This is a genomic window from Salinigranum rubrum, from assembly GCF_002906575.1.
Classification (GTDB): Archaea; Halobacteriota; Halobacteria; order Halobacteriales; family Haloferacaceae; genus Salinigranum; species Salinigranum rubrum.
Genome location: NZ_CP026309.1, coordinates 128888 through 142602, shown reverse-complemented (window position 1 = coordinate 142602; position 13715 = coordinate 128888). Strand labels below are relative to the sequence as shown.

Here is a 13715-nt window from a genome sequence, read left to right as displayed (position 1 = left end):
TCAAATGATGCGAGCGAACTACTAACATGGCACGTGTAGAATTCGATACGGTAACCAAGGTGTTCCAGGACACGTCCGGCCCAATCGTGGCCGTCGAGGAACTGTCGCTGGACATTCCCGACGGCGAGTTCGTCGTGTTCGTCGGCCCCTCCGGCTGTGGGAAGTCGACGACGCTGCGGATGCTCGCCGGGCTGGAAAGCATCACCGACGGCGAGATACGACTCGACGGGACGCCGGTGAACGACATGTCGCCGCGCGACCGCGACATCGCGATGGTGTTCCAGTCGTACGCGTTGTACCCGCACAAGACCGTGCGACAGAACATGGGGTACGGCCTGCACCTCTCGACCGACCTGCAGGACGAGGAGATAGACCGACGGGTCGTCGAAGCGGCCGAGATGATGGGCATCGAGGACCTGCTCGACAAGAAGCCGGGGAGCCTCTCGGGCGGGCAGCAACAGCGCGTCGCCACCGGCCGCGCAATCGTCCGCGAGCCCTCGGTGTTCCTCTTCGACGAGCCGCTGTCGAACCTGGACGCCCAGTTGCGAAAGCACATGCGGACGGAGCTGGCGCGCATCCACAGCGAACTCGGCATCACGACCATCTACGTGACCCACGACCAGGAGGAGGCGATGACGATGGCGGACCGCATCGTCATCCTCGACAACGGACAGCTCCAGCAGGTCGGCACGCCGAAGGACGTCTACTACCGCCCCGCGAACACGTTCGTCGCGGACTTCATCGGGTCGCCGTCGATGAACTTCTTCGACGTCGAACTCGAAGCCACCGAGAGCGGCGGCCGACTCGTCGGCACCGGCATCGACTGCGAGGTGAGCAACCGGATCGTCGAACAGGCCGAGCCGGGCGAGTACATCCTGAGCCTTCGCCCGGAGAACCTCGTCGTGGACAACGAGGCGTCGGCGTCCGAGTCGTTCGAGGCGACCGTCGACGTGGTCGAGGTCATCGGGTCGGACAACTTCCTCTACCTCGACGTGGCCGGACAGGAGTGCCGCGTGCGCACTCCCGTCGATGTCGAACCGACCGAGGGTGAGACCGTCCGGCTGACGTTCGAGGAGTCGGACATCCACCTCTTCGACCGCGACACCGAAGAGGCGGTCCTCCACGGCTACACGCGCGCCGACAGTTCACCGCGGACCATCCAGCAGGAGGCGTGACGGGAGACGGCCGCGGACACGTGCCATCTCGCTGACGGGGGCGGGGGGAACGCTTTTGCTGGCGCTCGGTGATGGACCGGTGTGACCTACGAAATCGCACTCCTTCCGGGCGACGGTATCGGTGTGGAGGTCGTCGACGCGACGCTCCCACTCCTCGAAGCGGCCGCCGACAGACACGGGTTCTCCGTCGAGACGACGAGATACGGCTGGGGGAGCGAACGCTACCTCGAAGAGGGGTCGATGATGCCCGACGACGCCATCGAGACCTTAGAGCCGTACGACGCCATCCTCCTCGGCGCGGTCGGCCACCCCGACATCCCCGACCACCTGACGCTCCGGGGGATGATGCTCCCCATCAGGAAGGCGTTCGACCAGCAGGTGTGCAAGCGGCCGTCCGTGCTGTTCGAAGGGGTCGAGAGCCCGCTCCGCGGCTACGAGGGCGGCGACATCGACTTCGTGGTCTACCGCGAGAACACCGAGGGCGAGTACGCCGACATCGGCGGCCACGAACACCGCGGCTACGGCCACGAAGTCGCCGTCCAGACCGCTATCTACACCCGCGCGGGGACCGAGGCCATCGTTCGCGCCGCGTTCGAGGAGGCCACGGAACGCGACGGCCACCTGACGAACGTCACCAAGTCGAACGCGCAGGCGTACGGGATGGTGTTCTGGGACCAGGTCGTCGAGGAGGTGGCCGAAGAGTATCCCGAGGTGGAGGTCGACCGCCTGCTGGTCGACGCCGCCTCGATGGACCTCGTGCGCCGTCCCGACGAGTTCGACGTCATCGTCGCCTCGAACCTCTTCGGCGACATCCTCACCGACATCGGCGCTATCGTCAGCGGGAGCATGGGGCTGGCCCCGTCGGCGAACATCAACGTCGAGGGACACTCGCCGTCGATGTTCGAACCCGTCCACGGGAGCGCGCCGGACATCACGGGACAGGGCGTCGCGAACCCCCTCGCGACGGTGCTCTCGGTTTCGATGCTGTACGACCACCTCGGCGAGGAGGCGGCCGCGGCCGACCTGTGGGACGCCGTCGCCGAGCAACTGGCCGACGGCGACGCGCCGCGGACGCCCGACCTCGGCGGCGAGTCGGGAACGACGGCGGTCGTCGACGACCTGCGCAGTCGGCTGTGAGCGGGTGACCGAGCGATGCGTCGCCCGCGGGACGACCCAGCGCGGTTCGCCGCGGCGCTCCGGGGGCTCTCCTCGGACGAGTTCGCCCGGTTCGTCGCCGCCCTCTGGCGGGCGCGCGGCCGGCGCGTCGACAGGGACGGGGTCGTCCTCACGGTGCGCGACGGCGTCACCACCCAGCGGTTCGTCGTAACGCACGACACGGCAGACGGGAGCGACACCACGTCGTCGCCTCCGCGGGACGCGGAAACGCGGGTCGTCACCTCGCGGCGCGTCGACGGTGAGGGTGAGGAAAGCGTCGTCGACGCCGACGAACTCCTCCGTATCGTCCGCTACGCGGTCGACCGAGAGCGCGCGTCGAGCCTCCTCGACCGTCACCTCGGAGAGGGCGCGTCGGCGTTCTGTTCGGGTCGTGAACCGGAACCCGACGGCGACGAAGCCAGCCCCCGACGGCTGCCCCTGACCGCGCTCGCCGTCCTCGGTCTCGTTCTCGCTCTCATCGGCGTCGTCGCGGGGTCCGCGCTCGCGCCGGGGGCGCTCGGGGGCGGCGCCACCTCACCCCCACTGTTCGGACCGGCGCCGACGGACGAACCGACCGCGACGGGGACGGCCACTGCGACCACGACGCCGCGACCGCCCGCAGTCGACTACGGGGCGCTCGACTGCCCGACGCCGCCGACCGACGCCCACCCGGTTCGTCTCCGGCCCGGCGTCGTCCCCGGCGCGAGTTCGAGCGGGCTGGACGGCTGGCGGGTCCTGTCGGCGACGAACGCGACGACGTTCGAGGAGCGGCGGGCGCTGGGGCTCCCCGCCGAGCCGCTGGTTCGACACACGGTGCGGTACCAGTCGCCCGACGGGGCCACGTTCGCGCTGGCGCTCGACCGGTGGGAGTCGAGGCGAGCAGCGTCGGACGTCGGCCCGGCGCTCGCGGCGGACAGCGACGCGGCCATCCGGTGGGGCGCCTACACGGCGACGGTTCGCGCGTTCGACCGGAACGGGACGCGACTCGACCCCGAAACGCAGGCTGGTCGCGTCGAACTGCTGCTGTCGTACGTCCACCGGCCGTCGGGGATCCGTCTCGGCGACCGGTGCGTGCAGTCGCTCCTCGACACGTCGCGGTAGCGGAAGGCGTTGCCGGCTGACACACCGCTTAGCCCGGAGTCGCCGTCTCCGGAGGCATGCTTCGAAAGGGAGGTACTCGACAGTGACGGACGACGGGCCGGACGTCGTCGTGCTCCGAGAAGGCGTCCACGGCGTCTCGACGACAGAGTACGCCGAGGCGCTCCGGGAGCGACTCCCGGCGGACGTGAACGTCGCGCGCGCGAGAACGGCGGACGAAGAGCGTGAACTGGTACCGTCGGCGCGGGTCGTCACCGGACACCGCATCGACGAGTCGCTCATCGCCGACGCGACACGGATGAGGGTGTTCGCCTGCGCGTCGGCGGGGTACGACCACCTGCCGCTCGGCGCCCTCGAAGACGCGGGGGTGGCGGTGACGAACGCGTCGGGCGTCCACGGGCCGAACATCGCCGAGCACGTCGTCGGCGTCGTGCTCCAGTTCGCGCGGGAGTTCCGTCGGTTCTGGCGGCAACAGGAGCGCCACGAGTGGCGGCGCGGACAGGCGACCGAACTGTACGGGAGTACGGTCACCGTCTTCGGACTCGGTGCCATCGGCCAGGCGGTCGTCGACCGACTGGAACCGTTCTCGGTCGACACCGTGGGCGTCCGGTACTCCCCGGAGAAGGGCGGACCGACCGACGAGGTGGTGGGCTTCGACGACCACCGGGGCGTCGACGACGCCCTCGCTCGGAGCGACTACGTCGTCCTCGCGTGCCCGCTGACGGAGACGACCCGAGGAATCATCGACGCGGCGGCGCTGACGACGATGGAGCCACACGCGGTGCTCGTGAACGTCGGTCGGGGGCCGCTCGTCGAGACGGACGCGCTCGTCGCCGCGCTCCAGAAGAACGCCATCGGCGGCGCGGCGCTGGACGTCACCGACCCCGAGCCGCTCCCCCCGAATCATCCGCTGTGGGACCTCGAAAACGCGTTCATCACGCCGCACGCGTCCGGGCACACCCCCCGGTACTACCAGCGCCTCGCCGACGTTCTCGCGGCGAACTGGGCGGCCGTCGACGCGGACGAACTCGACGACCTTCGAAATCGGGTCCGGTGAAACGGCCGTCGTACCCACCGAGGCGGCGTGCGGGACGGCCGCCGTGGGTGGCGGGAGCACCCGTGTAAGGTTTATGTTCTCGGACGAGCGACGGGAGGACATGACCCACGGGCCGGACGCGGTTCACGAACTCGTCGCCGAATCGGGGTGGTCGTACCCCGTCTCGGTTCGCCGGATTGAGCGTGAACACGCGCTCGCGAACATCCAACTGGACGAGAAGGGGAACTCCATCATGGTGACGGAGCTCCTGGCGACGGTCGACGCCGACCGCTTCGAGAGCCGCGAGGACCTCGAACGGAAACTCGGGCCGGCGTTCGAAGCGGAGAGCGAGCGTCGCAAGGTGGGGCTCATCGGACATCTCAAGCGGACGTTCCTCGGACGAGAGAGATGAACAAGCTCCGTACGTTCGTCCGCTGGAGCGTCGCCACGCTCGTCGTCCTCGCCGCGTGGACCGCCTTCAGATACGGCTTCGCGCCGGGTCGGCGGCGGGGTACGCCCGAGCGCTCGCGGCCGCGGTGCTCGTCCCGGCGGTGCCGTTCGTGGCGGCGCGCGGCAAGTTCTGGGTGCGGTCCCTCGCCGAACAGCGGCGCAACGGCGAGGGGCTGAGCTTCGAGCGGAAGTCGATATTCGTCTCCGACGACCCGGTCGACGACCGGACGGACGTCCTCGCGTCCGTCGAGAGCGCCATCAGCGAGTCGGACGCGTTCGACGACTGCTACCCCGACCGTTTCCGCGAGGGAGAGGGGCTCACCGTCCGCCACACGGGCTTTCACAACTCGTTCGTCCGCGTCACGACCGACGGACGGATGGTCGTGACGGGCGCGTCCGAGAAGACACACGCCCTCGCGTCGCTCGTCGAGCGCGTGGCCGCGACGGCGATGGAGCGGACGCGACGGCACCCGTTCGTCGACACCGCCCCCGTTCAGGGCGCACCCCGCGCGTTCATGGGGCTGTTTCTCGTCGTCGTGTTCCTGTTCGGGGCGGGTGGCCTCGGGGCCGCCGCGTACCCCAACGACGTGTACAGCGACCCCGAGCGCGCCGTCCTCGTCGGGTACGACACCCGCGCGGACGCGGTGCCGGGCTACACCCGGACGGACGCGACGCTCGACAAGAGCGCGTTCCTCGTCGGCGCCCTCGACGAGGAGGCCGTCGAAGTGGGGTGGGACCGAGACGACGTCGCTCGCCTCGAAACGCACACCGACCAGGCCGTCGAACTGTCCGCGACCGTCTCCGACTCGCTCGACTCGGTCCGCGAGCGCGACCTCTCGGCCGACCAGCGCGCCCGAGTCGACGCGCTGGAGGCCGACCTCCACGCCGCGGAGTGTCGGGTCGCCGCGGCGGTGACGACCCGCATCGAGAAGGACCGAGTCGAGGGGGACCCCGCACCGCTCGAACGCGACCGGGCGACGCTCCGCGAGCGCGCCGCGGCGGCGGGCGTGCCGTGCTCCTGACCGGGTCGACAGACGGCCGTCGGGAGGGGGGCCGAACGGTGAGGATTCGACAGCCGAGAGTCGACGACCGGGGCAATAGCTAAGAGCCAGTGCCGTCTCGGTGGGCGCATGAAGCCCACGGCGAGAGAGCGACGTCCGAACGCGACGGGAGCGTCGCGTTCGGCAGGCGAATCGCTCCGACGACGAGCGCGGCCGGTCGAGACACCTCTGGTACGCGCGACCGACCGCCGGTCGAGAACCCGAATCGACGAGGGAACGAGGCGGACGAGACACGGACGCGACGGCCCCCGCGCGGTCGACCGGAGTCTCCGATGAGGGACTTCTCCAACCACGCGACGAACCGGCTGCCGGAGCGCGACGTCGCCATCACCGACATCGAGACGTGCGTCGTCGAGGGGAACTTCGAGTGGAACCTCGTCCGCGTCCACACGGACGCGGGCGTGACCGGCATCGGCGAGTCGTACCGCGGGGGCGGCGTCACCGAGATTATGGAGTACATGAAGCGCTTCCTCGTCGGCGAGAACCCCCTCGACGTGGAACGGCTGTTCCGCCGGATGGTCCAGGAGACGTCCGGGCACGGCGGGACGACGGGGAAGGTGGTGACGGCCGCCTCGGGCATCGAAATCGCCCTCTGGGACGTGACGGGCAAGCTCCTCGGACTGCCGATTTACCAGCTCCTCGGCGGGAAGTACCGCGACCGGGTGCGCATCTACTGTGACTGCCACGCCGGCGACGCGTTCGCGCTCGAAGACGGCTACCCCAGCGCGCACGACGACGACACCTACGACCCGGAAGCGTACGCCGCCGAGGCCGAGCGCGTCGTCGACATGGGGTACACGGCGCTGAAGTTCGACCTCGACCAGCCGTTCGACAACAACCCGGACCCGTACAACGGGCGCGTGAGCAACGCGGCGCTGAGTCGCAAGGTCGAGGCCGTCGAGGCCGTCCGCGAGGCAATCGGCGACGACATCGACCTCGCGTTCGACTGTCACTGGGACTACTCGCTCGACAGCGCCAAACGCCTCTGTCAGAAACTCGAACCGTACGACCTGCTGTGGCTCGAAGACGTGGTGCCGCCGGAGAACGCCGCCGCCCAGCGGGAGGTGGCCCGGTCGACGTCGACGCCGCTGGCGACCGGCGAGAACCGGTTCCGCGTCCACGAGTTCAAAGACCTCCTCTACGAGTTCGGCGTCGACGTGGTGACGCCGGACCCCACGACGTGCGGCGGCCTCGCCGAGTCGAAGGCCATCGCGAACCGCGCGGAGGAGAACTACATCACGTTCTCGCCGCACAACGTCTGCGGACCCATCGGGACGATGGCGTGCGTCCACCTCGGTGCCTGCGTGCCGAACTTCGACGTGCTGGAGTTCCACGCGCTCGAGGTGCCGTGGTGGGACGACCTCCACGACCGGGACGACCCGCTCATCGAGGACGGGTACATCGAGGTGCCCGAAGCGCCCGGTCTCGGCATCGGGCTGGACGAAGCGGTCGCCGCCGAGCACCTGTTCGACCGGGGGTCGATGTTCGCATGACCGGCCGATTCAAACGCGCCGTCGAGGCGGACGACCCGCTCGTGGGGACGTGGAACGTCGTTCCCTCCCCCGAACTCGCGGAGCTATCGGCGAGCGCCGACCCCGACTTTCTAGTGCTCGACGCCGAGCACTCGTCGATGTCCTACGAGACGATGGAGGCGATGCTCCGCGCGGTCGACGCCGCGCCCGGCGAGACGGAGTCTGTCGTCCGCGTCCCCGACGACGACCCGACGACGCTGAAGCGGACGCTCGACCGCGACCCCGACGGCGTCTTGGTCCCGATGGTCGAGACGGCCGAGCAGGCGGCGGCCATCGTCGACGCCTCGCGCTATCCTCCCGAGGGCAGTCGCGGCCTCGGCCTCGGACGGGCGACGGGGTACGGCCGCTCGCTCGCCGACCACGTCGAGACGGTCGAGGAGACGCTCGTCAGACACGTCCAGTTGGAGTCGGAACGCGCCGTCGACAACGCCGCCGACATCGCCGCCGTCGACGGCATCGACGGCGTGTTCGTCGGGCCGGTCGACCTCTCGATGTCGATGGGGCGGTTCGGCGAGTGGGAGGACGAAGGGTTCCTCGCTGCGGTCGACCGCGCGGTCGAAGCCGCCCACGACGCGTCCGTCGCGGTCGGAACGCTCGCGACCGACGCCGACTCGCGGGCCGCACGGCTCGACTGGGGCGTCGACTACCTCGTCGCCGGCGTCGACTCGCTCTACGTGGCCGACGGCGTCACCGACGCGCTCGACGGTGCCCGAGAACGTGCCGGCGGGACGGATAGTCGGTGACGGCACCGTCGACCAGTCGCGGGCAGCGACTCGCGCTCGTCGCCGCGGCCGCCGCGAGCAAGGGAAGCCCCATGTTGATGGCCACCGCGATGGCGGTCTACATCGGCCGGGCGGGCGGGTCCCCGCTCAGTGTCGGCCTCGTCGCCACCGCCTTCTACTTCGGGTGGACCGTCTGCGCGCCCGTCTGGGGGGCGCTGGCGGACGTCACCGGGAAGCGCCGGCGGGTGTTGCTGGTCGCCGCCGGACTCGCGACGCTGGCGACGCTTCCGCTGCTCGTCGTTCGTGGGGTCGTCGAGCCGCTCGTGGTTCGAACCGTCTACTCGCTGTTCGCGGCGGCGTACCTGCCGATCCTTCTGACCATCGTCAACACGCTCGGCGGGGCGTCACAGCGCGGGCGGTCGATCGGACTGTTCAGCAGCGCCCAGGGGGCCGGTTCCACCGTCGGTCGACTGTCGGCGGGCTTCCTCCTCGGACTGCTCGTTCCGTGGAGCCTCTACCTCGTCGTGACGGCGGTCACGGCCGTCGTCTTCGTCGCGGTCCTCGCTATCGACGACCCGACGCCGACCCCCGAATCGCGGTCGGCCGCCGAAGTCGCAGGCGAGGTTCGCCGTCGGCTCTTCCCCACGCGAGCGGGTCGCGCGCACTTCCGGACGCACGGCCTCCGCTGGCTCTACGTCGCCGTGTTGTTCCGGAACCTCGCCGTCATCGGCACCGGGAGCCTGCTGCCGGTGTACTTCGTCTCGACCCTCGGCGTCACGGAGGCGACGATGGGCGCGTTGCTCGCAATCAACCCCGGCGGGCAGACGGTGTTCATGTACCTCTCGGGAGGGCTCGCCGACAGACTGGGCCGAAAACCGCTCATCAGCGCCGGAATGGCCGGCAGCGGCGCGTTCGCCGCGCTCCTCGCCGGCGCGGGCACCGTCGAGAGCCACGTCGGCCAGGTGGCGGTCGCCGTCTGCGGGATGCTCACGCTCGCGTTGGCGTTCTCGCTGCTGCGCGTCGGTGCCGTCTCGTTCATCGGCGACGTCTCGCCCGCCGAGAGAGAATCGGAACTCATCGGCTTCCGGTCGACCGCCCGCGGCCTCGGCGGCATCGTCGGACCGGTCGCGGTGGGGGGCGCCGCGAGCGTAGTCGGGTTCGAGAGCGCCTTTCTCGGCGCGAGCATCCTGGCGTTCTCTGCGGCGGCGCTCGTCGCGGTCACGCTCACCGAGAGCCTCCCTGTCGGCGCGGCGGTGATGGACGTCGACTAGGGGGTCACTCGTAGACGTGGGTGCTCCCCGTCCGGTGGTCTTCGATGTACTCCCAGTCGTAGTCGACGCCGAGTCCCGGCCCATCGGGAACGGAGACGGTGCCGTCGTCGTCGATGGAGTCCAGTTGGTCGGCGTAGTCGCCCCGATAGACCGGCGGCACCGGGTTCTTCACGTCGGGGTGGAGGAGCGCCATCTCGTAGTAGTTCGTGTTCCGGGTGGCGGCCATGAGGTGTCGCTGGGCCGGGCCGGGCGCGTGGTACTCGACGTCGAGGCCGAACCCCTCAGCCACATGAGCGATTTTCATCGCACCCGTGATGCCCGCGTCGTACTCGGGGTCCGCGCGGACGAAGTCGGTCGCGCCGTTGGCGACGAAGTCCGTGTGCGGCTCTAACCCTCGGACGTGCTCGGTCAGGAGCAGGGGCGTGTCCAGGCGCTCGCGGAGTTTCGCGTGGCCGTGCTGGGAGATGCCGCCGTCGCGGTAGGGGTCCTCGTACCAGAAGAACTCCTGCTCGTCGCAGGCCTTCCCGACTTTCAGCGCCTCGGCGAACGTCTCGTACTGACACGCGGGGTCGAGCATGAGGTCCATCTCGTCGCCAACGCGTTCGCCCACGGCGTGAACCGTCTCGACCGCACGGTCGACGTCGCCCCACGCCTCCTGCTCCCAGACGTGGAGTTTGAACGCCGGGTAGCCCCGGTCGAGGCAGTCCTCGGCGAAGTCGGCGAACGCCTCCGGCGAGTCGAGGCCGCCGTTCATGTCGCCGTCGTACGAGGAGGCGTAGGCGGGGAGTCGGGTTCGATAGGTGCCGAGCAGTTCGTGGATGGGCGCGTCGTAGTACTTGCCCGCGAAGTCCCACAGCGCGATGTCGATGGGACCCATCCCCATCCGGTCGTACTTGCGGAGCGCGCGTTTTACCTCGCTCCAGATGCGCTCGCGGTCGAGGGGGTTGCGGCCGACGAGGAACCGACCGAACAGGTTGATCTGGGCGGCCGCCGGGGAGTTCCCGCCGACGTACTCGCCGGTGACGCCCACGTCGGTGTGGATTTTGATGCCGAACAGTTTCCGGTGGAGCGTCTCGCCGGGATCGTAGACGAGGCTGAACGAGTTGGGGCTCGTCCCCGCGTCCTCGACCGGGAACGCGAACTCTGTCGACTCGATCTTCGTGATGGTCGGTGACACACCGCGGGCTTCACGACGTCGTCGTATAGCTATTGCTGTCGTCCAGCGCGGTTCGAGGGCTACTGGTCGCCGAGGCCGAGCGTCTCCATCGTCTCCTGTTCGCGCTGGACGAACGCCGACTGGCGGTACGTCTCGAACAGTTCGTCGAGGTGCGGCGTCCCCTCGCGCTGTTCGGCCCGCCACTCCTCGGCGAACGCGCCGGACTGGATGGCGTCGAGTCGGTCGCGCATGTACGCGACCATCGGTTCGGGGTCGAACGACTCCAGCCCCTTCAACTGGCCGTACTGACTCGTCCGCGAGTGCAACAGGAGCTGTTCGATCATCCCCTTCGTCGCCGCCTGCTCGAAGATGTACGCCATCTCCCGCGAGAGGTACGACTCCAGGAGGGCGACCTCCGGCGGCACGCCCGCCTCGACCTCGACGCGGTACTTCGCCATGATGGCGTGGGCGAAGAGCGGGAACAGCGCCTGCTCGCTCATCAGATCGGTCGTCGTCTCGACCTCGAACGTCGACTCGACGACTCCCGAGCGCGTCGCGCCGATGCCCTTCGCCAGGCCGAGACCGACCTCGTGGGCCTCGCCGGTCGCGTCCTGGTGGACGGCGAACAGCGCGGGCGCGCCGCGGCCCTGGGTGTAGAGGTCGCGCACCATCGTCCCGATCATGCGCGGGGCGAGCAGGACGACGTCCACGTCGTCCGCGGGTTCGATGTAGCCGTAGGTGACGTTGAAGCCGGAGGCGAAGTTCACGAGGTCGCCCGGGGAGAGGTTCGGTTCGATGGCCTCCTCGTACACCGCCGGGGCGACCTCGTCGGGGATGAGTAAGAAGACGACGTCGGCCCTGGAGACCGCGCCCGCGATGTCGAACGCCTCGAAGCCGTCCTCGCGCGCTTGCTGACGCGAGTCGTCGGCGCGATTCCCGACGACGACGTCCGAGACGCCCGAGTCTCTGAGGTTCAGTGCCTGTGCGCGGCCCTGGTTGCCGTAGCCGACGACGGCGATTGTCCGGTCGCTCAGCACGGAGAGGTCCGCGTCCGCGTCGTGGTAGACGGTCGTCTCTGTCTCCGACATACTGCGTGACTCACGCGAGGGGGAGTTAGCTCTTCGGCTGGGGGAAGAACGGGGCGCGAATCGAGGCCAGGGCACGCGGGAGGTGAACGCTCGACAAGGTTTATACGTCTCTGTAGTGACCTGCGACCCGATGACGATACTGGCAGCAGTCGACGGCGACGACGAACCGGACCGCGTCGTCACCGTCGGTCAGGACCTCGCGGAGGCGTACGACGACGAACTCGTGGTGGTTCACGTCCTCGAACAGGACGAGTTCGAAAAACGCGGCGAAGTCCAGCGCGACGAACCGTACACCGTCGAGGACGGACAGCGCGACGCCGAGTCGACGGCGCGAACGGTGGTCAAAGCGTCGACCGACCGACCGGGACGGGTTACGACGCGCGGACTCGTCGGGAACGTGGTCGAGGAACTCCAGGGAGAGGTCTCGCGGTCGGACGCTTCGTACCTCGTCATCGGCGGGCGGAAGCGAACGCCCGTCGGGAAGGCGCTGTTCGGGAGCGTCACCCAGTCCATCCTCCTCGAAGCGGACGTCCCGGTCGTCGCGGTGATGGACGAGTAGCGGGTCTCGTCACCTCAGTCGGACAGCGTCTGACTCGGTGCCACCTATCGTCAGCGACTACGCTCGTCGTCGGTCGCGTAGGGGTCGGGTGGGAGGTCGCCGTCGACGAGTTCGAACGGGCGGCGTTCGAGGACGCGCACGTCGTCGCGGTCGGCCAGTTCCTCGACGACCGGGGCGGAGGCGACGAACCGACCGAGGTCGAGCGTGTTCGGCACGCGGACGAACCGGAGGGCCGCCGGGTCGCGCACGCCCGTCGTCGACGTCGCCACCCGGAGGGCCACGTCGTCGCGTTCGGCGATGAGCGGGATGCGCGCCCGGGAGACCTCCCCGCTCGTGATGACGTTCACGTACGTCTCGGTGAGGTCGAGGTCGGCGACGAGGTCCGCGTGGACGAAGTCCGCGAGGCCGATGCCGATGCCGTTGCCGTGTGAGGCCTCGGTGACGCCGCGGACGTAGATGCGCGTGTACGACGGCTCCTCGGGTTCGGGCTGGTTGTGGTAGCACACCCGGCCGACGACGTTGGTGTCCATCCCCGTGCCGGAAATCTCCTTGCCGATTTCGTCGATGACCAGGAGGTCGAGGTTCGAGGTCGGGAGCATCGGCAGGAGTTCCTTCGAGCGAGCCAGGAGGTCGGGTTCGCGGTCGAGTATCTCGTCGACCGGGACGCCCTCGACGTGTGCCGCCCGGTCGTCGGCGTTCTCGACGATGGCGACACCACCGACCACAGGTGTCTCCTCGAACAGCGCGGCGGCGCGCTCGGGAATCACCTCGTCCAGCCCCTCGACGAGGCCGACGTTGTGTGTGATCTCCGCGCCGCGCTGCTTCCCGAGACCGATGACGGCCATCTTCGCGAGACCGCTCTCGTAGCGGCCGCGGAAGTCGGTGTGGGCCTTCACCCGGTTGAGGAGGAGGACGGCGTCGGCCGCGAGCGCGTCGCTGGCGGCGAATATCGGTCGCCCCTCGCTGTCGTCGGCGACGCGCTCGACCGCCATCGACGACCGGACCTCACAGCCCATGGTCTCCTCGGTGACGCCGAGCGCGGCGAGCGCCTCGCGCTGGCCCTCCGCCGTCGCTCCGCCGTGGCTGCCCATCGCCGGGAAGACGAACGGCTCCAGCCCCCGCGCGTCGAGGTACTCGACGGTCGTGCGGAGGACCGTCGGCATGTCGTGGATGCCGCGACTCCCCGCCGTGAGGCCGACCGTTGCGCCCTCGGAAAGCGCGGCGAGGGCCGGAATCTCGTCCAGCGCCGTCCGCGTCGCCGCGGCCACGTCGTCCACCTGGGGGTGGTCCCGGACGTGTTCGAGGAGCGCGACGTCCGGCAGGTCTGCGGGCGTTGCGTCGGACAGGGCCGCGAGTCGGTCGGCGTCCGGTAACTCGAGCATCGTGGATAGTGGGAGTCCGACACGAGACGT

General features: G+C 69.5%; 13 protein-coding genes. 10 read left to right on the top strand and 3 right to left on the bottom strand.

Going from position 1 to position 13715, the window contains the following annotated elements; translation table 11 throughout:
* Window positions 1-26: 26 nt before the first annotated feature.
* The 9 genes from C2R22_RS00690 to C2R22_RS00650 all read left to right on the top strand — a co-directional run bounded on the left by C2R22_RS00690 (window position 27) and on the right by C2R22_RS00650 (window position 9500).
* On the top strand, window positions 27-1175 hold the full coding sequence (locus tag C2R22_RS00690) for an ABC transporter ATP-binding protein (RefSeq protein WP_103423864.1): 1149 nt from the start codon (window positions 27-29) through the stop codon (window positions 1173-1175).
* Window positions 1176-1256: 81 nt separating this feature from the next.
* On the top strand, window positions 1257-2312 hold the full coding sequence (locus tag C2R22_RS00685) for a 3-isopropylmalate dehydrogenase (RefSeq protein WP_103423863.1): 1056 nt from the start codon (window positions 1257-1259) through the stop codon (window positions 2310-2312).
* A 15-nt stretch (window positions 2313-2327) separates the two neighbouring features.
* On the top strand, window positions 2328-3431 hold the full coding sequence (locus C2R22_RS00680) for a hypothetical protein (RefSeq protein ID WP_103423862.1): 1104 nt from the start codon (window positions 2328-2330) through the stop codon (window positions 3429-3431).
* Between the two features lie 82 nt (window positions 3432-3513).
* Entirely contained in the window at window positions 3514-4485 is a 972-nt protein-coding gene (locus C2R22_RS00675) for a D-2-hydroxyacid dehydrogenase (RefSeq protein WP_103423861.1), read from the top strand.
* Between the two features lie 100 nt (window positions 4486-4585).
* Window positions 4586-4876: a hypothetical protein gene (locus C2R22_RS00670; protein WP_103423860.1), complete on the top strand. Its 291-nt coding sequence runs from the start codon at window positions 4586-4588 to the stop codon at window positions 4874-4876.
* 55 nt (window positions 4877-4931) lie between these two features.
* Complete coding sequence (locus C2R22_RS00665; protein ID WP_245902843.1) at window positions 4932-5936, top strand: hypothetical protein; 1005 nt, start codon at window positions 4932-4934, stop codon at window positions 5934-5936.
* A 311-nt stretch (window positions 5937-6247) separates the two neighbouring features.
* Window positions 6248-7468, top strand: coding sequence for a mandelate racemase/muconate lactonizing enzyme family protein (locus C2R22_RS00660; protein WP_103427518.1), 1221 nt, complete (start codon window positions 6248-6250; stop codon window positions 7466-7468).
* Complete coding sequence (locus tag C2R22_RS00655; RefSeq protein WP_103423859.1) at window positions 7465-8250, top strand: HpcH/HpaI aldolase family protein; 786 nt, start codon at window positions 7465-7467, stop codon at window positions 8248-8250. Before C2R22_RS00660 ends, C2R22_RS00655 begins: the two co-directional genes overlap by 4 nt.
* Entirely contained in the window at window positions 8247-9500 is a 1254-nt protein-coding gene (locus tag C2R22_RS00650; RefSeq protein ID WP_103423858.1) for an MFS transporter, read from the top strand. The genes C2R22_RS00655 and C2R22_RS00650 overlap by 4 nt, the downstream gene beginning before the upstream one ends.
* Before the next feature lie 4 nt (window positions 9501-9504).
* On the opposite strand, the gene C2R22_RS00645 is transcribed toward C2R22_RS00650, so the two are convergent.
* The gene (locus C2R22_RS00645; protein WP_103423857.1) at window positions 9505-10677 is read right to left on the bottom strand and encodes an enolase C-terminal domain-like protein; all 1173 of its coding nucleotides are present in this window, start codon (window positions 10675-10677) and stop codon (window positions 9505-9507) included.
* 59 nt (window positions 10678-10736) lie between these two features.
* Window positions 10737-11744, bottom strand: a complete 1008-nt coding sequence (ilvC, locus tag C2R22_RS00640; protein WP_103423856.1) for a ketol-acid reductoisomerase — start codon at window positions 11742-11744, stop codon at window positions 10737-10739.
* Between the two features lie 130 nt (window positions 11745-11874).
* On the opposite strand from ilvC, the gene C2R22_RS00635 reads away from it, so the two are divergent.
* A complete protein-coding gene (locus tag C2R22_RS00635) occupies window positions 11875-12303 on the top strand; it encodes a universal stress protein (protein ID WP_103423855.1) in 429 nt (142 codons plus the stop codon).
* A 50-nt stretch (window positions 12304-12353) separates the two neighbouring features.
* On the opposite strand, the gene C2R22_RS00630 is transcribed toward C2R22_RS00635, so the two are convergent.
* Window positions 12354-13685, bottom strand: coding sequence for a DUF362 domain-containing protein (locus tag C2R22_RS00630; protein ID WP_103423854.1), 1332 nt, complete (start codon window positions 13683-13685; stop codon window positions 12354-12356).
* Window positions 13686-13715: the final 30 nt, after the last annotated feature.